The sequence below is a fragment of the Chondrinema litorale genome (assembly GCF_026250525.1).
Lineage (GTDB): Bacteria > Bacteroidota > Bacteroidia > Cytophagales > Flammeovirgaceae > Chondrinema > Chondrinema litorale.
The window spans coordinates 3,371,001-3,391,613 of the sequence record NZ_CP111043.1 but is presented as its reverse complement, the minus strand read 5'-3'; the positions used below and the strand labels follow the sequence as shown (position 1 = coordinate 3,391,613).

Here is a 20,613-nt window from a genome sequence, read left to right as displayed (position 1 = left end):
GCTGTATGACAATATTTAACAATAAGTTATTATTGACGAAAAACACACAAAGCCCAATAATTAATTGATTATCAAATATTTACATAAAATATTTTGAATTAACTAAAGTATGCGTATTTACATTTGTTAAAAAACTAAATTGAAAGTTGTGCCTTCTCCCGGGTTTGAGTTTGCAGTTATGGTTCCTTTATGTTTTCTCATAATTTGTCTTGAAAGACTCAAGCCTATACCTGAACCAGATTTTTTAGTAGTAAAGAAAGGAATAAAGATACGATCAATTGCATCTTTGTCTATACCGGGGCCATTATCGTTGATAGAAATTACAGGTCTGTTGTTACTATTTTGATATGCTGATAGCATGATTGTTTTATTTGCATTTTCTTCTTCTCCCATTTCACCTAAAGCCTGTACCGCATTTTTTACCATGTTAATTAATACTTGCTCAATTAATTCTTGATCTGCTGTAACTATAAGCGATTCTGGTTCGAGCTTGGTAGTAAAATTAATTTTATAAAGCTTACACTCATTGTTCATCAGAATTTGAATGTGCCTAAACATTTCTGCAACTTTAACATGGTTAAAGTTTGGTTCTGGCATGTGGGTAAGATTACGGAAATCGCTCACAAACCTAATAAGTGCTTCACTCCTTCTTTTAATGGTATCTATCGCCATCCCAATATCTTCCAAATCTTCTTGAGAGACTTCCTGTTCGGCTGTGCTTTTAATATATTCTATCTCCCCGTGTACAGTATTTGCCAATGATGAAATAGGAGTTACAGAGTTCATAATTTCGTGAGTTAGCACCCTTATTAGGTTTTGCCATGCCTCCATCTCTTTCTCTTCTAGCTCACTTTGTATGTTTTGTACTGTTACCAGCTTAAACTCCTCTCCTTTCAAATACAACTCGATCGCATAAATTGCTAATTGTACAATTTCACCATTATCTCTAACTCTTACTAATGCTTTAGAACCTGTTCTTAATTGATGCAGATGCTCCACCAATTCTGGACTAAATACCTGTAGTTTAGAGATGTTTCTAAGGCGATTTATCTTAAAAAGACGTTTGGCAGCAGTATTGATAATTTGTACATCTCCTTTTTTATCAAAAGATAAAATACCTATGCCTATGTGATGAATTATATTTTTAAGGTACTGATATTCAGCCTCTTTTTCATTTCTAATGTTTTTAAAATTCTGTATAACATTATTGAACTCATTATTTAATTGATCAAATGTACCTCCCCTACCAGATAGCTGATAAGACTGCGAAAAGTCATCATACCGGATTGAACTCAGAAAGTCTATTACCTCTCTGTTTGTATTTTCGAGTAGGTTGATCATGGCAGAGACTTGATACACCACAAGCCCTGCAACAAATGCAACTGTTATAAAATATGTCTGTGAAAACATAAGGTATATCAGAATGGAAATTGTAAGTGTTAAAAACACCACTCTCGATATAACCCTTAATCTAAAATCCTTAAAGCCCATGCTTTTCCAACCTTCTATATAATGATGCTCTGGTTAGTCCGAGAGATTTTGCAGCTTTTGAAATATTACCAGCGTTTTTACTAATTGCTTTCTGTATCATCATTTTTTCTACAGTATCTAAATCGTATTCTGAAAAATCAATTTCCTCAGAATCATTTTTTTCAACCAAGAATAAGAAATCAGAAGGCTGTAATAAATCGTCGTCGCTCATAATAACTGCTCTCTCAATGGCATGTTGCAGTTCTCTTATATTACCCGGCCAATGATACTTCTCAAATTTCTTTAAAGTATTTGGAGCGAGTTTTTTTAGTGGTTTTCTATATTTTTTGCAATATGACTCAATAAAATGTGCCGATAATGGCGCCAAATCGTCTCCTCTGTCGCGCAATGGTGGCAAATGAATTTCTACAGTATTGATACGGTATAGCAAATCTTGTCTAAAATCACTCTTATCAACCATATCATACAGCGGCATATTGGTTGCACATACCAACCTAATATCTATCGGAATAGATTTATTTGTACCTACTCTGGTAATTTCTCTACGCTGTATTACTGTAAGTAATTTTGCTTGTAACGCTAGCGATAAATTACCAATTTCATCTAAAAACAATGTTCCTTTATTTGCAATCTCAAACCTACCTGCTCTATCATCTTTAGCATCAGTAAAAGCACCTTTTTTATGACCGAAAAGTTCACTTTCGAATAAGCTTTCGGTAATGGTGCCCATATCTACACCTATAAATACATTATCGTTTCTGAGCGATTTTTTATGAATTGCTCTGGCAATTACTTCTTTACCCGTACCATTCTCGCCTAATATCAACACATTGGCATCTGTACCAGCTACTTTTTCTATTACCTCGAAAACCTTCATCATCGGTTCGCTGGTTCCAATTATCTCGCTAAAAGACTTGTCTTTGTTGATGGCAGAAGTAAGATTACTTTTCTCTTGACGAAGTGTGTTTACTTCGTTCTTAGCTTGTTTAAGTTTTACAGCAGTGGTTAATGTGGCAATTAGTTTTTCGTTTTGCCAAGGCTTAAGCACAAAATCTGTAGCACCGGCACGCAATGCTCTTACTGCCATTTCTACATCTCCAAAAGCAGTAATAAGCACAACTACAGCATCCGAATCTATCTCCAAAATCTGCTCTAACCAATGAAAACCCTCCTTTCCACTTGTAATATCTTTGCTAAAATTCATATCTAGCAGTATTACATCGTAAGTATCGTTGTTCAGTAAAAAAGGAATCTTCTTGGGATTGCTTTCTATTTGCACCAGATCTGCATGCTTTTTCAACAATAATTTGGCTGCTAATAAAACATCCTCATTGTCATCTATGACTAATAACTTACCAAGAGGTTTACCCATATTTTCTTTAGATTCAATATTTTAAAATTGTATTCTTACCATTTCAGGCGCCTCACATTACAGCTAAACCGAAAGTATAAACCCTCCACTAAAATAAGAAATGTAATTTTTTTTAGAAACAGTTTTATGTAAATGGTATTTATATGTTTTTATATCTAGATTTAAGAATCACAAAAACTCAACGATATTCAGAATAAGTGTTTTAATGAATATCCATTTTTTGACAAATCTATTCTTTTTTACATGAAATTAAGGTATTTCGCTTACTTGTTACTTATCTCTAGCTTTTACATTACTGGATGTAAAGAAAGTAATAACAGTTCCAATGATAACCAAACAAATAGCAAAAGTAATGAAGAAAAATCAACTGTTATCTCTCAAATGCTAGAGTTGAAAGACAGTATTGAATCTTACCAGAAAAAAGCTTTTGCTTTAGAAGAAGAAAAAATCAGTTCGACTACGGCTCTAATAGATGAGGTAAAAAATGTAGTTACTGGTTACGATGCTGCCACTCTTATGAACATTCAAAAACAGTTGGATGTACTAAAGGCAAAAAAGTATACCAAAGAAACTTTGGATGATGAATCTGTAATGCTTGCTTACGATGACGCCTGTGATAGTTTGGTAAACCTAGTACAACTACTAGCTACCGAAACTGAAGATTTTAGTAAATACAATCGCGCAAATTTGCTTATAAATGACATTTTGGATGCCAATAGCCAAGACTTTTTTGTAAGAAAAGATTATAACAGCTATGTGTTAGACTATAATAATCTGTTAGAAGCAAATAAATCGACTATAGAAGCTTCGGGTTCACAGGAATTGCCTTTAGAAAAATATCCGTTGTTTTACGGCGAACTTGAAAGCTAATATGCTATTTTAGCTTTCAAAATCTCACACTATTACCAACCAATTAAAATAACAAACTTCAATTTGCTGATTTTTTTTAACCTTTAAAAGTGATAGATGTCTCTTCGCCTTATCAGTTTTGCGTTCGTATTATTTTTATTTTTCCCAAAATCTCCATTACTGTCTCAGACCTATCCTTTAGGGCTTACTCCATCAAAATTAAAATGGAGACAGATAAATAATAATGATGTGCAGATTGTATTTCCTGAGGGAATCGAAGATCGTGCTCAACGAATCGCAAACCTTGTTGCCTATCTAAAGCATAATAATTTGGAGTCTGTAGGTGATAAGACAGGAAAAGTCACCATTGTACTTCAAAACCAAACAATTACGCCAAATGCTTTTGTTGCGTTATCGCCATTTAGATCTGAGCTTTATTTAACCCCACCTCAGTTTAACTTTTTAGGAACAGGTGATTGGCTAGATCTGCTAACTACTCACGAATATCGCCATGTATTGCAAACCACCAATGCAAAAAAAGGCTTTACCAAAGTGGCTAGTTTGGTTTTAGGCGAAAACACATTGGCTTTTTTGAGAAGACTTGCACTACCACGCTGGTATTTAGAAGGTGATGCAGTAGGTACAGAAACGGCGTTAAGTAACTCTGGTAGAGGTCGCTTACCTCACTTTAATATGGAATACAGAGCCATGAGAGTTTCTGGTTTAGACTATAGTTACGAAAAAGCATCTGCCAATTCTATTAAAAACTTTGTACCTAACCACTACAATCTTGGCTACTACATGACCACCTTTGCCAGAAGAAAATATGGAGAAGACATTTGGCAAAGAACATTAGATAATTCGGTAAGATACAAATGGTTTTTTCCTCTCTCTTCCAGTTTAAAAAAGTATACAGGTTACAGAACACCTCAATTATACAAAGCTGCTATGAGCGAGCTTGATAGTATTTGGAAAGTTCAAGATCAACAAATTGAAGAGAGTAAATACACTCAAATAAGTCCGGCAGAACCCAAAAAATACTCTCAATACAGAAACCCACAATACATTGATGAAGACACATGGGTGGTAGAAAAAACCAGTTTAGACCAGATAAGAACTTATTTTAAAATAGATAGAACTGGTAAAGAAGAAAAACTATTCGCTCCCGGATTCAATTACCGATTTAATAACACACTTTCTGCTACAGATGATAAACTGGTATGGACAGAAACCACCTTCGACCTAAGATGGGGAGCTAAAGATTTTTCTATTATTAAAACAGGAAATATTGACGGCGATAACCAAGTTAAAGTAAGCTCAAAAAGCAAACTGTTTGCACCATCTTTCTCACCAGATGGCACTAAAATAGTTGCAGTACAAACTACCGAAGAGCAAACATATGCTTTGGTAATTATAGAACCCAATACAGGCTTAATTACTCAAAAATTCCCTAATCCAGATAATGTATTTTTCTCCTTCCCAAGATTTACAGATGATGGTAAAGGCATTGTAGCAATCGCCCAACACGATCAAAAACAAGCTATTGTACTGGTTGATGTGGAAACCGAAAGCATTAAAACTGTAACTGATTACGCTTATGCTCAGTTGAGTAACCCTTTCCCTAAAAACGGCAAAGTATATTACTCAGCAGCTTATACAGGCATCAATAACATTTTTGCAGTGGATATTAATAGCAAAGAAATTACTCAAATTACCTCAAGTAGATTTGGGGCATTTCAACCTGCTGTGTCTCCAAGTGGTAGCAAATTAGTTTATAGCGATTACACTGCGTTAGGTTATAGCTTAAGAGAAGTTTCGCTTGCAGATAGCAAATCTGTAAATACAGAAAATTTAAGCTCAATTATAGATTATTACAAGCCATTAGTTGAGCAAGAAGGTGGGTCCATTGAAGATGAAATTGGCTCAAGAGTATTTGAAACAAAGAAGTTTCATAAAACAAGTGGTCTATTTAATCCACACAGTTTGCAGGCTTTTCCTTATCACCCAAACTATAGTGCAGAAATACAGGTTGAGAACAAATTTCAAACTTTGAGTGGCTCTGTTGGCTATAGCTACAATGTAAATGAAAATACGGGTGGTTTTTATGCAGATTTTACCTATGCTCAATTTTTCCCAGTAATTGAAGGGAGTGTAATGTTCAATAATGATAGAAGCCGTAATGCATTCTTTTCTTATGGCTTTGAGAGGAATGATACTACTTTCTATTATTCTGAGCCATTTGCTTTTGGCAAAGAATGGAAAGAAGATGAATATTCTTTGGGTGTTACATTACCATTTAACCTTACTAAGGGAAATTATTTAACTTCTCTTAGACTTTCAGGCCATTATTCGCTTTTTAATGTATCTTATAAGAATGTGGGTAAACCTGAAGACGGAAACTTCATCAACCTATCGATTAGAGATGGTTATGTAAATGCCATGGATTACCGCCTTAGATTTAGCAGATCAAGAATAACAGCCCAACAACAGATAAACCCAAGGTTTGCGCAAACTCTAGATGTGCGATATAGAACTACATTTATTACCAATAAAAATCAGGGCGATGTATTTACAGCAATCTCGTACTTTTACTTTCCGGGATTATGGAGAACACACAGCTTCAATATAGGAGCAGCTTATCAAAATGAAGGAATAGACGAAACTTATCAGTTTAGAGACAACTTTAGTTACCCAAGAGGTTATTCTAGCATCCCTCATGATGAGATAAACAAATTTTCTGTAAACTATGCATTGCCATTATTTTACCCAGAAGCAGCCGTTGGCCCACTTGCATTTTTTCAAAGAGTAAAACTAAATGCCTTTTTTGATGTGGCTACTGCAAAAACTAATGCAAGAAGTTTAGCTGCCTTGCCTTATCTACTAGGTAATGTAAATTTAAGTGAGTTCTCATATCCAGAAACAACAAATACTTTTAAGTCTTTTGGAGCGGAACTTACTTTTGATGTACGCTTTCTGCGCTTGCTAGATGCTAACTTTGGTGTGAGATACAGTTACTTAATGGATGTAGATAAAACATTAAACCCAAGTAGAAATCAGCACCAAATAGACTTTATTTTGTTATCTCTTGGTGGATAATATTTAAAATGGAAGAATAACATATAAGTATGTTACACAATATTCTTGTAATTGGTGCTACTGGTAATTTTGGTCTACCTGTAACCCGTGCTTTAGTTGAACATGGCTTAGAGGTAACTGCATTTGTGAGAAACCCCGAAAAAGCAGCCAGAGTTTTACCTGCCGATGTAGCACTTATACAAGGAGACCTTAAAGATAAAGACAGCATTGAGAGAGCTTTAATAGGACACGATGCTGTTTACCTCAATTTATCTGTTTCACCTGCTGCTCATAAAAAAAGCTTTCATACAGAAAAAGAAGGGATTAGAAATCTACTGGAAGCAGCAAGGTTTTCGGGTATCCAAAGAGTATTTTACTTGTCTTCTTTGCTACATCAATCTACAAATAACAAATGGTGGGTTTCTCAAATAAAGCGAGATGCTGTAAGGCTATTAAATCTGTCTGAATTGCCAGTAACTATTTTTTATTCTACATTATTTATGGAAAGTGTTCCTAAAATAATGACTCGAAAAAAAAGGTTATACCTCCCAAAAAACACAGATAGAAAGTTTTTTTGGATTGCCATAGAAGATTATGCTCAACAAGCTGCAACCGCCATAAAAGCCAATAGTTTTTTATATAAAAATATAGAATACACCATTCAGGGACTCGAAAAAATCTCTTTCAAAACTGTCTCTCAAACGTTCCTAAGGGCTCATCCAGAAATTCAGACATCTAAAACCTCAACAAAACTTCTAAAACCATTCACTTTCTTACATCCCAAATTATCCTTTTTTACGTATTACCTAGAAATACTCTCTGATCATAATGAAACTTTTAATGCTGAAAAAACTTGGGAAGAACTAGGAAAACCTGAGATTACCTTTAATGAATTTGCGAATAAAGTAAAAAACAAACTTCATTCAGGTAATTTTTTATCTTAATTTTCAGATAAATTATTACCCCTATTTAATAGCTAAAACTAACAAATAAATGTCTCGACCACTAGCAGATGATGTTGTCATCAGAAGGATTTCTGATGATGAACCTATTCCGTTTGATTTGCTATTACTAGCAGACCCAGATAAGAAAATGATTCAAAATTATCTTTCTGACTCTTTAGTATTTGTAGCAGAAATTGAAACCCAGCAAATAGGCGTTTTTGTACTCTATAAAATCGACGACGAAAAAATAGAGATTAAAAACATTGCTGTAAAAACTGAATATCAAAAAAAGGGATTTGGTACTGCTATGCTAAACTATGCTTTTACTTATGCTAAAAACAAAGGCTTTGAAAAAATGATTATTTCTACGGCCAACTCAAGCATTCAACAATTAAAGCTTTACCAAAGATTTGGTTTTGAGATTACCGAGATAAAGAAAAACTTCTTTATAGATAATTACTCAGAACCTATTTATGAAAATGGTACCAGAGCTAAAGATTTAATTGTGCATAGTCTTAGGCTATAACGCTTACCTCATTCCCCGGTGGTTTTCGGTATACAGGTGTACCACCGTAGCATATCTGGATAAATAAGATGCCAATGAAATATTAAATGCATTAAGTGTCTGTTTATCCAGCTTGCCTATCTCTTTTTGATAAGTCTCCATCAAATCTGGACTTGTTATAGCCAAAGATCTGTTGAAATTCCTCAAATCTCTACCAGAAGGTGGCTGTTGTTGATTTTGAGAAGGTAAAAAGAGAATAGATTTGGAGGATTTTACTTTAGAGAAAATTTCAATATAAGTTCCAACAAAGCCTCCATCGGCAATGCGCTTTACTGGAAAGAAATTAAAAATGAAATTTCGTTGAGACTCATCCCTCCACGCCCACTCGGATATTTTTTCATAATTTTGCTCAGGAAAAACATCGGTGATAGTCATTAAGTTATATTCGGACTCTGTGGTGTTTTGAGCATACAGAAGATTATCAGAAACAAAATAACATAATGTTATTATTAAAAAAATTGCAGCCCTCATGCTAGTATAATTGATAGAATGTTTGGTTTAAAAAATCCCTGTACAGGGATTAGTTGTTTTGACAAATTTATCAATAAATAGTCGCGAAGTCCAATTTTTTCTATTGTTAATCCAAAGAGTTTTGGCCTAAAGCTTAAAATTCATGTAAAAGTCCAATAATTAAAACTAATTATCTTTCTTACGCTTTTTAAAAGATTCTTTATTGGTATTTATCTGACCCGAACGGTCTTTTACACTGAGGTTTTCTTGAATACCATAAGCATCGATGCCACCCGATCGGTCGTCTATTATCACCTCACCCGATACATCTCTTATGTCTATGCCGCCCGAAGTATCTATTATTTTTGCTTTTCCGCCCACATCCCGAACATATACTTTCCCAGAATTATCTTTTACTGTGAGTGTAACTGAATCTGAAGAATGTATATCGTTGAGGTACATACCACCAGATCTATCTCTTATATACACGCTACCTTTAACATGTTTCACATCTATCATTCCTGAGTGATCTTTTAACAGCACATTTCCTTTAATATCAGCTACATTTAAATTTCCAGAACCATCTATAATTTCTAGGTTACCATTTACACCTTTTACTGTTAAAGGCCCTGAACCATCATACAGATAAACATCATTATTTAAATTTTCTATTCTTATACTTCCAGAGCCATCAATCACTTTTAGCGACAAGCCTTTTGGAACCTTAACTTTTAGATTGATTTTAGAACCCGGTGTACCCAGAAAATCACCTAATGGAAATTTATTTTTGTTTTTTTGACTTTCCAGATTAAAAAAACTACGCACAAACACAGTATCGCCAGACATTTTATAGGTTAAATCTAGATAGCGTTTAATAAACTTTAGTGTCTCTTTTTCATTTAATGAGGCGGTTAAAATCTCTGCATCTACTTTAATATTATCTCCTTTACCTTCTGTAATATTTAAAATGCCAGTGCCACATCTTAAATCTAGTAAGGTTAAATCTGTGGCAGGTATATCTAGAGAAGCCAATGTTACAAAACTTCTAAAACCCATGGCACTTCTTTGTGAAAGCTTGTTGGTTGCTTTGGTTTCCAATTTCTCCCAATTTCCTGCATCAGAAAAAATCATTACCTCTCTAAGCATTTTATCTTCTGTTTCCAGTGCTACATTTAAAGGATGTTCTTTATTTAAATCTGCCAAACTAAATTCATAATTCTTATAACCAAGCATAGAAATGTAGAGGGTATCATTGTTATAATCGCTGGGAATAAGTAAGCCGAATTGCCCGTCTGGTTTGGAAACTATACCAACTGGTTTGCCTTTAATACTCACTGTTGCCAGTGAAATTGGCTCATTGGTATCTTTATCTATAATCTTGCCTTCAATAAGCATTTTTTCCAACTTCTTTTTTAAGACTACATGGTTGCCTTTAATCATGTAGCTTAGACCGGTTTCTTCAAAAAGCTTTGCCAGTGCATTTGCCAGTGTTTCTCCTTGTAAATCGAGACTTACATTTTTATCTAGTTGGCTATCGTCAAAATAACTAAAGTTTATAGAATAGGCTGAATCTAGCTCATTAAGTACCGTCTTTAATGGAACACTTTTATAACTCAGTGTAACTCTTTCGTCTAAAACATCTTGCTGGGCAACAGCAAACCGGTAAACCAAAAAAAATATAATAAAAATGCTTAATCGCATCACTTCTTATTTGCATTAGACCAAACAAAAAGGAAAACTTTGCTTTTAAATGAGCAAAGCTTCCTCTTGTAAATTAATTATTTTAATAATCTTATTTGTTACTAACCATATAGTTATCGGCATGTATTTTACCAGAATGGTCTTTTACTTTAAGCTTACCCGAAATTTCTCTCGCTGAGATTTCGCCTGAGCGATCAGAAATTTCTACATCACCCTGAATATCTTTTACCCTAATACTTCCTGAGCGATCTTTTATCACAACATCAGTTCCTGCATTGCTCAAATAGATTTCGCCAGAACCATCCGTTACTGAAATATGGAAAGGCACTTCTTTGTTTTTGGCTATATCCTTCAAATAAACTTTACCAGAAGTATCTTTAACTTTTACATAAGAATCGGTTTCAGTAATTACCAATTCGCCAGAGCCATCTATAACCTCAACAGAACCAGTTACCAAATTGATATTAAGGCCACCCGATGCATCTTTTACTATTAAATCGCCACCTAAACCACGCGCATCAATCAATCCAGATCTATCGTAAATCTCTATTTGATGATTCCCTTTTTCCATACCAATTCCATCTAGATAAATACTACCAGAACCATCTTTAACTTTTAAATCTCCTTCTGTATTTGAGATAGATAAAGGGCCAGAATGATCGCTCAGCTCAATATTTCCTTCGATATTCTTCATTTTGATATAACCTGAGCGGTCTTTCAAATAAATATCATTTTTAAGATCATGCATATTGATACTTCCTGATCTATCGTACAGATTTAAGTTGATCTCTGCTGGTACTTTTAAAACTACATGGATTTTAGAACCTGGAGTTTCTATCATGTGTCCTAAACCATACCTCGTTTCATTTCTCTTTCTTGGCAAACCTTGAAAGAAACTTTCTATTACCAGCTCTCCATTTATATTTTCCATAGATAGATGCAGGTATTTATCTATGAATTTTTCTGCATCTTTTCTACTCAAAGCTGCATTTACAACTTCTGCTTCCAGTGAAATTTCCTCATTTTCAGAAGGCACCACCTCCAAAAAACCTGCACCAGAATTCATTTTAATACTAGTTATATTTTTAGATGGGAAATTAAGCTCTGCATTAGTTACATATTTAGAATATATAATAGCTCCTTTTACTTTCTCTTTGTGCGTATCTCCAATTTTAAGCTCTTGAGCACAAGTAATTAGACTTAAAGAAAGTAACCAACCTAAAAGCACTAGTACTTTCGTAGAAGTAAATCCTTTTAACTTAATTGTCTGTGTATTTCCTAATTGAGTGAAAGTTTTCATTTTTATCCCTTTTTATTTTTTGAAAAATCAATTTGGTGGAAACCATAAGAAGGGATATACTCAAACTTACTCTGGGCATAACTGGCCTGTAACCAGTATTTTATTACCCTGTTTTTTAAAAGTAAATGATGAAGAAAGCTGCATAATTTCCAGTACTTCTTCTAATGTATTTTGATTGAATGTACCTGTATAACTACAGTCTAAATTGGCAGAGTTATCTAGCGTAAATTCTGTATGATAATACCTTTGCAGTGTATTTATTAATTCATTTATTGGTGTTTCGTTAAACTTTAGTTCTCCTGTTTGCCAAGCCAATATATTAGGATTGCTATTTTTCTGTTTTGATATTTTTTCTGTTGATTCACTAAACTGCACTACTTCTCCGGGCAAAACAATTTCCTCTTTTCCAGCTGCTGTAAAAGCCACTTTCCCTTCTTCTAGCAGTAATTCTGTAAAGCTTTCATCTTTAAAATACCTTAGATTGAAGACAGTACCCAACACTGTAGTTTCTACCTCACCAGTATGAATAGTAAAAGGTTTGCTTGTATCGGTTGATACATCAAAATATGCTTCACCTTCTAACAATACTTTTCTTGTGTTACCTTCAAATGCTTTTGGGTAATACAAACTAGAATTTGAATTGAGCTTAACTTTGGTTCCATCTGCTAGAGTGACCGTTTTAGTTTGGCCTGAGGTTGTAGCAATATTTTCGTTTTGTAACTTCAACCAAGCATTAGACTGTACAAACAACCAACTGGCTACACCCAAAGCGATTAAAAATACTATTGAAGCTGCTCGCATGTAAAACCAGCTTGTCGCTTTCTTTGTAGCTGTGCTATGTACTTTAAAATCTTTTTGTGCTGTTTGATTCTTTTTTAAAGTTTTCTCCGAAGTACTTACCCTACTACTCACCTTTAACCATGCTGCATTTACATCTGGTTTTGTAGCTGGCAACTCACCAGATAAGTCCCAAGATTTTTTTAGTAGCTCAAACTCCTTTTGATTTTCTAGGCTTTGTTTCAACCAATTTTCGACATGCTGTCTTACTTGCTCTGGTACTTTGCCTGTAGCCTCAGAAGCGATATATTCAGCAATATGTTCGTAAATCTCTGGTTGCATTTTAATTTTATTTTAAACTATAAAAAACAGGAGCCTGGGTTTTAATGAAATCAATTTAGCAAATTCAGTCTTGCCAGTAGCCAGCCGAATCTCTTTCCCATCGCTCCTGAAATTTCTTTTTAATTTCCTTCTTTATGGTTTCCACAGATAAGGCGAAAAAAAGACTAAGCCAGCCTAAAAGAATTTTAACTTTATTTGAAATAAATTATAACAAACTGATAATGAGCGAAATAATTTTACCCCAATGCGCTTCTATAAAGCTTCTCATCTTTTGTAAAGCAATGGCTACTTGTGCTTTTACTGTATTATGAGACACCCCTAGCTGATCTGCAATTTCTTGGTAACTTAAAGCTCCTTCTCTACTCATTAAAAAAATTATCCGGCATTTTTCTGGTAATTGAGCAATACCCTTTTTAATGATTTCGGCAAGTTCTTTTTCTTGCAACTCATTGCTAGCAGTTACTAAATTGCTCTGAGTTAGATTATCATCATCGATAAATGCGCTTTGCATTTTTACATATTTTGATCGCAAATAATCTATCGAGCGATTTTTTACAGCGGAATACAAATATGTCTTAAGATTAGTCTTTACCTCTAACTCTTTTCTTTTTTCCCACAGATAAACAAAAATATCCTGAACTAGCTCTTCTGAAGCTTCTGGCTGTCGAGTAATTTTTACACTGAAAGCATATAGCTCTTCATACTTATTTCTAAAGAGATGTTCAAATACCTTTTGGTTGTCTTTTCTTAATTGGTTCAGAATTTCATCTTCTTCAAAATCATATTTATGATTAGATTGCTGCATAGTTAGCCAAAGTACCTTGTATTACCACTTACATAAAAAAATTGCTTCTTATATTAAATTTTCACTTATCGTTAAAATAAAAAAACTGATCACGTAAAAATGAGTATTATTATATATAAGGCTTAAATTTTTTATAAACAGGTAGATTAATTGAAATTAAAAAACACTAAACATGATCATTAAATTGCTATTAAGCTCTATAGCTATATTTGCTGCAGCTTATTTACTAGAGGGTGTAACTGTAAAAAACTTTGGACACGCTATTTTAACAGCTATTTTATTAGCTCTTGCTAGTGTCACTATTAAACCGGTTTTGGTATTCTTTACTTTACCAATTACCATTATCACATTAGGGCTATTTTACTTTGTGATTAATGTAATCATCCTAATGATAATTGATGCGATATTATCTGGTCTTAAAATAAAGAATTTCTGGTGGGCAGCTGCATTCAGTCTTCTTATTAGTATTTTCACAACTATTTTAAACTGGATATTCTAAATATCTCAAATTGTTATATATCAGAAAAATTTCAATTTTTTTGAGGTATTAGGAATTTTAATCGGATTTTAAGACGTTTTAAAAATATTTCAGGGTTCATAAAAGAATCCTGAAATTCTTTTAAAATCCGAACTTAATAAATAAAACAAACAGTAACTTCATACTTACTAAATACTGATTGGCGACAATATAATTCCAAGGAGACAAAATGAACGATTTTCAACTGTCAGATTATAGAAACAACCTTTCTTCTTCTGTTTCATTTCAAATACAGCAATTACCCGAACCTGCAAGAAAAGAATTTCTATTTTCTTATAATGAAGAAAAAAAAGATCTGGCTATAGCTTATATTTTTCATTTCTTATTTGGAGCTGCTTATGCCTATCAGGGCAAATGGGTTAAACAAATTTTATTTTGGGCAACTGGTTTTGGCTTTGGCATAGGTTGGTTAATAAATATTCTGAGAATGCCATCTTCAATTAGGAAAGTAAACCATAAAATTGCAGACAAGATTCTTGGTAATATATACAGAAGATACACATTTAAGCAAAATACAAGACCGCAAGATGCTGTAGATTATGTTTCGAGAAGAGCACGAATGGCAGAAAATTCATTACAAAATGCCAAACCTAGAAACATTAAACCTACTTACGACCCGGTTCACATTTCAGTAGAAAATCTGGAAAGAGGCTTTATGGTAGACTACCAATTTAATACTTGGGATGTAGTAAGCGAAATGCAAATAGATTGGGAGAAATCTGGTAGCGATCGTTGCTTTAAACTTGTGCATGATACACATTCAATCTTAATTAATGTAAAAAGAGAAAGTGGCCAACTAACTGTGATCCACTACGATGTAATTAGCTTATTTTCTATTGATAGTAGACTCGAAGCTGAAATAAATTTAAGGAATAAACCAAGTAATGTAATTAAGTACAAAGACATTCCTTTTTACAGAGAGAGTACAAAGAGTGGTTTGTTTTTTAATATGTCTGCAATGGCACAAGCCAAAAAAGTTATGGTTTGGGAATACTACGACGATAGCAGACAAAACATTATCAGAATTGAAAAGCACGGTAGAGAAAACATTAAAACCTTATTAGGTAAAATTGTTTCTCCTATGGAGTTTTCTGATATTCTTCCTAAACAATAAGATTCTCAAATCAAACAAGACAAAACTCAATCATCTTATAGGTTAGGCATCCAATAATCACTATTAAAGTAGTGTATCAGCATTCTACTTTTCTAAAGTGTGATGTGTTTAGTAAAGACATAAAAAAAGAACTATCTTATCGAGATAGTTCTTAATTTCTATTAAAACGAAATATACAGAATCAGAAATTATTTAAATATCATTTCTTTTATATAAAAGTTACTTTAAAACCAGGATGAACTTTTCCAAAACCTTCTGATACAATAGCTTCTGCTGAAACTTTTAATCTTTTCTTTACCGATATTGTGTAGTTAAATTTAACTGCTTTTCCTTCGTACACATCAGAATCGTTTAACTGATATCCAGCTCCTACTGCATGCCCCGATACAAATCCATCTGGGTTATTAACTACGCCAAAACTACTTTCGGCAAAAAGTACTGGGCTAATTGTAGTTTTAGAACCTTCATTTTGTTGAAATGTATTATAAGCAGCAATAGCCGCAGAAATTTGTTTTTGGTGCCTACCAGACTTAGACAAGTTTAAAGTAGCTTGGGCTGCAATTACTGGTGCAACTCCCGTCCCACTTATACTAATACCTATTGGCAATTCTATAGACAGCTTTTTACTATTTTTAGAGCTTGTAAAATAACTATTTGATTTGCTAAAAGGTGTAATAAATGAAAAGCCAAATTCTTTTTCGGATACACTATTTATAGAAGTTGCTTCAACATCATTTCTATGCTGATAAAGCGACAGGTTATTCTCATCGTTTACAGTAGAAAATGAGAATGGTTTTAGAGAAGCTAAAACATCCGCTGCTGGCTCTTCTATAGCTGTTTCTATATTTGAAAAATCTATAATGCCCGAATTGTTATTCATATCTTGTAATGCCAATGGTTGAGCATTTACAACTATATCTTGAGAAGAGTTTTGTTGTTGAACAGGACTTGAGTGGCTGCTTACAAAAAATGATACACCATATGCCAATGCCACTACTGAAACAACTGCAGCTGCTGCTAAATCGAAGAAACTTCTTGACCTGTGAGAGTCATTTCCGTTTAAGCCCTCCTGAATTTTACCAAAGCTGTATTCTTTGTCCCAATAATTTACTTGGGGTGGCAAACCATCCATATTTTCGATAGCAGACCTAAAGAACTGATCTAATTGTTCATCTTTCATCGTAAATTCCGTTTTTTGCCAATAAAGTTCTTAGAGCAGCTCTTGCTTTACTAAGCTGCGATTTTGAAGTATTTTCACTAATGCCTAATTGATCGGCTATTTCTTTGTGGCTGTAACCTTCGATTGCATATAAGTTAAAAACTGTTCGATAACCTGTGGGAAGTTGTAAAACTAACGCAAAGATATCTTCTGCTGCCAGTTGTGAATCGGCTCTTGCTTCTGTTTCAACTAAACGAGCTTCAGAATCGTGTACCAAGTTAAAATTATTCTGTTTTCTTAAAAGCATCAAACACTCATTAATCATCACTCGCTTCATCCAACCTTCAAGACTGCCTTTGCCTCTGTATTCAAACAAATCAATCTTGCTGAATACTTTCATAAAACCTTTAACTAGTACATCTTCTGCATCAAGCTCATTTTTTACATACCTGAAACATAACCGAAATAACCTGTCAGCATAGCGATTATAGAGCACATGTTGTGCTTGGCTATCGCCTCTCTTACAGCGTTCTATTAGCTGTTCGTCTTTCAAATCAGGGTATTTTTTTGTAATTGTTCTCAATATGATAAATGCAGTTAAGTTGTAAAGGTTGCTTTGGCTATAAATGATTTTTTTTCACAAACTGTCATGTGGAAACTATTCAAAATTCAGCTTTACTTATAACAAGCGTAAAAGTAAGTTTATGTACTGCTTTTAACTGTTAAAGTCTTGTTAAAAAAGAGTAAAAGATGTTAAATGGGGAATTTTAAAGATTATTAGGGGTTTTAATAAACTTTCAGAAAATCAGTTATTTATAGCAGAATAACACTTTATACAATAAATAAATCCATTTCTCTACTTTTTCTATAACAATGCAAAAAATTTAATTATTAAGGCCAATAAAAAAGTAAGAAAAATAACTATTATGAGTTAATAAATAGCTACAGTGTACTGGAAAACTATTTTTTAATGAAGTTATCAGCACGATTATATTTTTTATTCCTGTTTTTTATTCTGTTGAGCATTGCCAGCTTTTTCACTTATCGTATTAAGCTTAACCAACTTCAGAAAATAGAACATCTTTATCTGCTTGTTCAAAAGCAACAGCTACTCTGCGAACTTATCAACAGAGGAACAGAAAACTTTATATTTAATAAAAGCAGTTATACAGCAGAAAAGGTAAAAGATGATATGCTATCTCTACAACAAAACATGATAGCATTAAGAAACTCTGTAGAAATCTCTTTAATAGAAGATAACCTAATTAAAGAAATTGATCATAATTGGAGTTTTACTGTAAAACACATTCTTAACATCATTAGCGACTCAAAAGCTTATCAAAAACAAGAGTTAAGGGAGATTACACTTCTTACAGATCGAATTAAGACTGACTTTAAGCTTATTACTGGAAGCTTACAAACAAAACAGCTTAGGTTAAAATCAGAAATAAAATTCACTAATTACATTGTATTCATACTCTTTTTAATAACCGGAATTGGAGGAATTGTTTTAATATACTTTGCTGTTCAAAAACCATTAATAAAGATTTCAACCATTGCCAAAAATATTGCTTTGGGCGACCTTACTTATCAAACTAAATTTAATTCTAAAGATGAGTTAGGCAGTATAGGTAATGCATTAAACCAAACCATTAACAGACAATTAGAAATTAGAGAAATAGCCAGAAAACTTGGCGAAGGAGATTTTAATATCGATTATAAGATACAAGGAGAAAATGATTCTATCGGAAAGTCGCTAATCGAAATGAAAGATAAAATTCAGACTTTCTTTGAAAATGATAGAAAGCGAAACTGGCTAAATACTGGCTTGGCTAGTTTCTCAGAACTCTTACAGAAATGGAACAACAATCTAGAAGTGCTATCTGAAAAGATAATTATACAACTTGCTGAGTTTCTAAATGCAAACCAGGGTGCTATTTTTATTATTAATGAAGAAGATGATGAAACTCCGTTCATGGAATTAAAAGCTGCATATGCTTGGAACAAAAAGAAACATTTAAATAAGCGAATAAAGATTGGAGAAGGTTTATTAGGACAAGTCGCTACTGAGGGAGAATCTAAATACATTACAGAAATTCCTGAAGATTATATCAACATCACTTCTGGAATGGGTGCTGCAAAGCCACGTAGCATTTTAATGGTTCCGCTTAAGTTTAACGATGTAATAGAAGGCATAATCGAGCTTGCTTTTTTCCAAAAAGTTGAAAAGCACGAAATTGAATTTGTTGAAAAACTTGCTGAAAATGTAGCATCGGCAGTACACACCATTAATGCTAACAGTAACACACATAAACTCTTAAAAGAATCTATAGAGCTTACAGATCAAATGTCTCATCAGGAAGAATTGATGAGAAATAATATGATTGAGTTACAAGCTACCCAAGATAAAATTCAACAAAAAGAAGCAGAATTAAGTGGCCTATTTGTATCAATAAATAATACATTAGCTACCGTAGAATACAACATGGACGGTTCCATTGAAAAAGTTAATAAAAACTTGCTAAAAATACTTGGCTATAACTATAGAGACTTAAAAGGTAAAACCGATCATTTTTTTATTTTAAATGGAAAAGACGATAGATTCTGGAGAGATTTAAATATTGGAAAATCTAAATCTGGCGATTTTGAGTGGAAAACAAAAAATGATCAATCTGTTTGGCTCAACTCAACTTACACACCAATTACCGATAAAAGAGGCAAACCCTACAAAGTCTTACAATTCTCTCAAGATATTACTGCAAAAAAACATGCTGAAATTGAAGCCTACAGATTATCACTTGTTGCTGATAATACAGATAACTCTGTAATTATTACCGATAAATATGGGAGAATTGAGTATGCAAATAAAGGTTTCGAAAGGTTAACTGGTTACACACTTAGAGAGGTTGCTGGCAAAAAACCGGGAAGTGTTTTGCAAGGGCCAGAAACTAACCAGATTACCATTGACAGTATAAGAAAAAGCATTCGTAGACAAGAGCCTTCTTACAACGAAATATTAAACTACGACAAAAATGGAAAGAGTTACTGGGTTTCGATTGCCATTAACCCGGTATTTAACAAAATGGGGCAACTTGATAAATTCATTTCTATTCAAGCCAATATCACTAAAATTAAAAGAGAAGCACTCGACCAATCTTATAAAATGAAAGCAATTGGCAATAGTAACATTATTGTTGAATTTGATCTTTCAGGAAAACCAATTAGCGCTAATAAAAAGTATCTGGAAATTATGGAATTCTCTTTTCATGAAATTTCTGAGGTTCCTTTAGAATATAGTTTTAATAATAATACTGAGCAAAGCTCTTTCAACACGTTTTGGAAAACATTACTACAAGTAAAATTTACTGAGTGCGACTTTAAGCAAAAATCTAGTTCTGGCAAATGGATATGGTTTAGGGGTAGTTTTAATGTGGTGCATGACCTTACCGGCGAACCAATAAAAGTGCTGAAAATTGCACAGGATATCACACACGAAAAAGAATTGGAGATTGCGGCACAAATTCAATCACAACAATTAGAAGATTACACCAAAGAATTAGAATCTTTTCAGGAAACACTAAGCAAGAAACTGCAAGAAGCCAGAGCAGAGATGAAAATGCAAATGGATGAAATTGAAAATGAGAAAATAAAAAATGTTTCAATTTTAGAAAGTTGCATTGATGCTGTAATTACTTTTAACCAATTAGGTTTTATTGAATTTTTTAATGTTTCGGCAGAAAAGTTATTTATTCAGGAAAGAATAAATGTTATTGGTTCAACAATCGACCAGTTATTACCGCTCACTGTAAAAAATGAAAACCAAGATTTTTTAATCTACAATACTAAAACCGATAAACCTATACCTGTAAATAAAAAATTTCCTATCTCGCTTACAATCAATCAGAAAATAATAAGTACTAATATTGCTGTAAATAAGATTAAAATTGGAAAATATTACTTCTTTACCATCTTTTTACACATATAAAATCAAATATTTCTTAATAATTAGTTACTTTTTAAAAAATAATTGATTAATCATAAAATTTTAAAATTTGATTGCATTTGTTTAAGTAAACAAAAAATATAAAATTGCCAAACTTAAATTATCCAGACTTTATTATAAGTAATTAA

Annotated in this window: 16 protein-coding genes; 7 read left to right on the top strand and 9 right to left on the bottom strand. The window is 33.2% G+C overall.

The genetic code is table 11. The features are described 5' to 3' along the window. Positions 1 to 126: 126 nt before the first annotated feature. The gene (locus tag OQ292_RS13965) at positions 127 to 1,410 is read right to left on the bottom strand and encodes a sensor histidine kinase (protein WP_284682753.1); all 1,284 of its coding nucleotides are present in this window, start codon (positions 1,408 to 1,410) and stop codon (positions 127 to 129) included. A gap of 70 nt (positions 1,411 to 1,480) precedes the next feature. Then, positions 1,481 to 2,863: a sigma-54-dependent transcriptional regulator gene (locus tag OQ292_RS13960; protein WP_284682752.1), complete on the bottom strand. Its 1,383-nt coding sequence runs from the start codon at positions 2,861 to 2,863 to the stop codon at positions 1,481 to 1,483. A gap of 243 nt (positions 2,864 to 3,106) precedes the next feature. Between OQ292_RS13960 and OQ292_RS13955 the strand changes: the two genes are divergently transcribed. The 4 genes from OQ292_RS13955 (at position 3,107) to OQ292_RS13940 (ending at position 8,257) form a co-directional block, all read left to right on the top strand. Further along, entirely contained in the window at positions 3,107 to 3,733 is a 627-nt protein-coding gene (locus OQ292_RS13955; protein WP_284682751.1) for a hypothetical protein, read from the top strand. Positions 3,734 to 3,829: 96 nt separating this feature from the next. Further along, entirely contained in the window at positions 3,830 to 6,808 is a 2,979-nt protein-coding gene (locus OQ292_RS13950) for a hypothetical protein (RefSeq protein ID WP_284682750.1), read from the top strand. Between the two features lie 29 nt (positions 6,809 to 6,837). After that, a complete protein-coding gene (locus OQ292_RS13945) occupies positions 6,838 to 7,731 on the top strand; it encodes an SDR family oxidoreductase (protein WP_284682749.1) in 894 nt (297 codons plus the stop codon). Positions 7,732 to 7,780: 49 nt separating this feature from the next. Further along, positions 7,781 to 8,257 carry a GNAT family N-acetyltransferase gene (locus OQ292_RS13940; protein ID WP_284682748.1) on the top strand — a complete coding sequence of 159 codons (477 nt, stop codon included), beginning with the start codon at positions 7,781 to 7,783 and terminating at the stop codon, positions 8,255 to 8,257. 3 nt (positions 8,258 to 8,260) lie between these two features. On the opposite strand, the gene OQ292_RS13935 is transcribed toward OQ292_RS13940, so the two are convergent. From OQ292_RS13935 to OQ292_RS13915, 5 genes are all read right to left on the bottom strand, one after another. After that, positions 8,261 to 8,767 carry a hypothetical protein gene (locus OQ292_RS13935; RefSeq protein ID WP_284682747.1) on the bottom strand — a complete coding sequence of 169 codons (507 nt, stop codon included), beginning with the start codon at positions 8,765 to 8,767 and terminating at the stop codon, positions 8,261 to 8,263. Positions 8,768 to 8,932: 165 nt separating this feature from the next. Then, positions 8,933 to 10,447, bottom strand: a complete 1,515-nt coding sequence (locus tag OQ292_RS13930) for a carboxypeptidase-like regulatory domain-containing protein (RefSeq protein ID WP_284682746.1) — start codon at positions 10,445 to 10,447, stop codon at positions 8,933 to 8,935. 91 nt (positions 10,448 to 10,538) lie between these two features. Further along, entirely contained in the window at positions 10,539 to 11,747 is a 1,209-nt protein-coding gene (locus OQ292_RS13925) for a DUF4097 family beta strand repeat-containing protein (protein WP_284682745.1), read from the bottom strand. A gap of 66 nt (positions 11,748 to 11,813) precedes the next feature. Continuing rightward, positions 11,814 to 12,866 carry a FecR family protein gene (locus OQ292_RS13920; protein WP_284682744.1) on the bottom strand — a complete coding sequence of 351 codons (1,053 nt, stop codon included), beginning with the start codon at positions 12,864 to 12,866 and terminating at the stop codon, positions 11,814 to 11,816. 205 nt (positions 12,867 to 13,071) lie between these two features. After that, the gene (locus OQ292_RS13915) at positions 13,072 to 13,671 is read right to left on the bottom strand and encodes an RNA polymerase sigma-70 factor (protein ID WP_284682743.1); all 600 of its coding nucleotides are present in this window, start codon (positions 13,669 to 13,671) and stop codon (positions 13,072 to 13,074) included. 172 nt (positions 13,672 to 13,843) lie between these two features. Between OQ292_RS13915 and OQ292_RS13910 the strand changes: the two genes are divergently transcribed. After that, on the top strand, positions 13,844 to 14,170 hold the full coding sequence (locus tag OQ292_RS13910) for a phage holin family protein (protein ID WP_284682742.1): 327 nt from the start codon (positions 13,844 to 13,846) through the stop codon (positions 14,168 to 14,170). A gap of 208 nt (positions 14,171 to 14,378) precedes the next feature. Continuing rightward, entirely contained in the window at positions 14,379 to 15,323 is a 945-nt protein-coding gene (locus OQ292_RS13905; protein WP_284682741.1) for a DUF4178 domain-containing protein, read from the top strand. Positions 15,324 to 15,531: 208 nt separating this feature from the next. Here the strand turns inward: OQ292_RS13905 and OQ292_RS13900 are convergent, their stop codons facing one another. Together OQ292_RS13900 and OQ292_RS13895 are read right to left on the bottom strand one after the other, a co-directional pair. Continuing rightward, positions 15,532 to 16,503 (bottom strand): hypothetical protein, encoded by a 972-nt coding sequence (locus tag OQ292_RS13900; RefSeq protein ID WP_284682740.1) that lies wholly within the window; start codon positions 16,501 to 16,503, stop codon positions 15,532 to 15,534. Further along, positions 16,493 to 17,035, bottom strand: a complete 543-nt coding sequence (locus OQ292_RS13895; RefSeq protein ID WP_284682739.1) for an RNA polymerase sigma factor — start codon at positions 17,033 to 17,035, stop codon at positions 16,493 to 16,495. The genes OQ292_RS13900 and OQ292_RS13895 overlap by 11 nt, the downstream gene beginning before the upstream one ends. 417 nt (positions 17,036 to 17,452) lie before the next feature. Here OQ292_RS13895 and OQ292_RS13890 point away from each other — a divergent pair, with 417 nt between their 5' ends. Next, complete coding sequence (locus OQ292_RS13890) at positions 17,453 to 20,467, top strand: PAS domain S-box protein (protein WP_284682738.1); 3,015 nt, start codon at positions 17,453 to 17,455, stop codon at positions 20,465 to 20,467. Positions 20,468 to 20,613 lie beyond the last annotated feature (146 nt).

Coding starts and splice junctions, on each gene's coding strand:
- OQ292_RS13965 (WP_284682753.1), bottom strand. CDS start 1,410: ATGTTTTCACAGACATATTTTATAACAGTTGCATTTGTTGCAGGGCTT.
- OQ292_RS13960 (WP_284682752.1), bottom strand. CDS start 2,863: ATGGGTAAACCTCTTGGTAAGTTATTAGTCATAGATGACAATGAGGAT.
- OQ292_RS13955 (WP_284682751.1), top strand. CDS start 3,107: ATGAAATTAAGGTATTTCGCTTACTTGTTACTTATCTCTAGCTTTTAC.
- OQ292_RS13950 (WP_284682750.1), top strand. CDS start 3,830: ATGTCTCTTCGCCTTATCAGTTTTGCGTTCGTATTATTTTTATTTTTC.
- OQ292_RS13945 (WP_284682749.1), top strand. CDS start 6,838: ATGTTACACAATATTCTTGTAATTGGTGCTACTGGTAATTTTGGTCTA.
- OQ292_RS13940 (WP_284682748.1), top strand. CDS start 7,781: ATGTCTCGACCACTAGCAGATGATGTTGTCATCAGAAGGATTTCTGAT.
- OQ292_RS13935 (WP_284682747.1), bottom strand. CDS start 8,767: ATGAGGGCTGCAATTTTTTTAATAATAACATTATGTTATTTTGTTTCT.
- OQ292_RS13930 (WP_284682746.1), bottom strand. CDS start 10,447: ATGCGATTAAGCATTTTTATTATATTTTTTTTGGTTTACCGGTTTGCT.
- OQ292_RS13925 (WP_284682745.1), bottom strand. CDS start 11,747: ATGAAAACTTTCACTCAATTAGGAAATACACAGACAATTAAGTTAAAA.
- OQ292_RS13920 (WP_284682744.1), bottom strand. CDS start 12,866: ATGCAACCAGAGATTTACGAACATATTGCTGAATATATCGCTTCTGAG.
- OQ292_RS13915 (WP_284682743.1), bottom strand. CDS start 13,671: ATGCAGCAATCTAATCATAAATATGATTTTGAAGAAGATGAAATTCTG.
- OQ292_RS13910 (WP_284682742.1), top strand. CDS start 13,844: ATGATCATTAAATTGCTATTAAGCTCTATAGCTATATTTGCTGCAGCT.
- OQ292_RS13905 (WP_284682741.1), top strand. CDS start 14,379: ATGAACGATTTTCAACTGTCAGATTATAGAAACAACCTTTCTTCTTCT.
- OQ292_RS13900 (WP_284682740.1), bottom strand. CDS start 16,503: ATGAAAGATGAACAATTAGATCAGTTCTTTAGGTCTGCTATCGAAAAT.
- OQ292_RS13890 (WP_284682738.1), top strand. CDS start 17,453: ATGAAGTTATCAGCACGATTATATTTTTTATTCCTGTTTTTTATTCTG.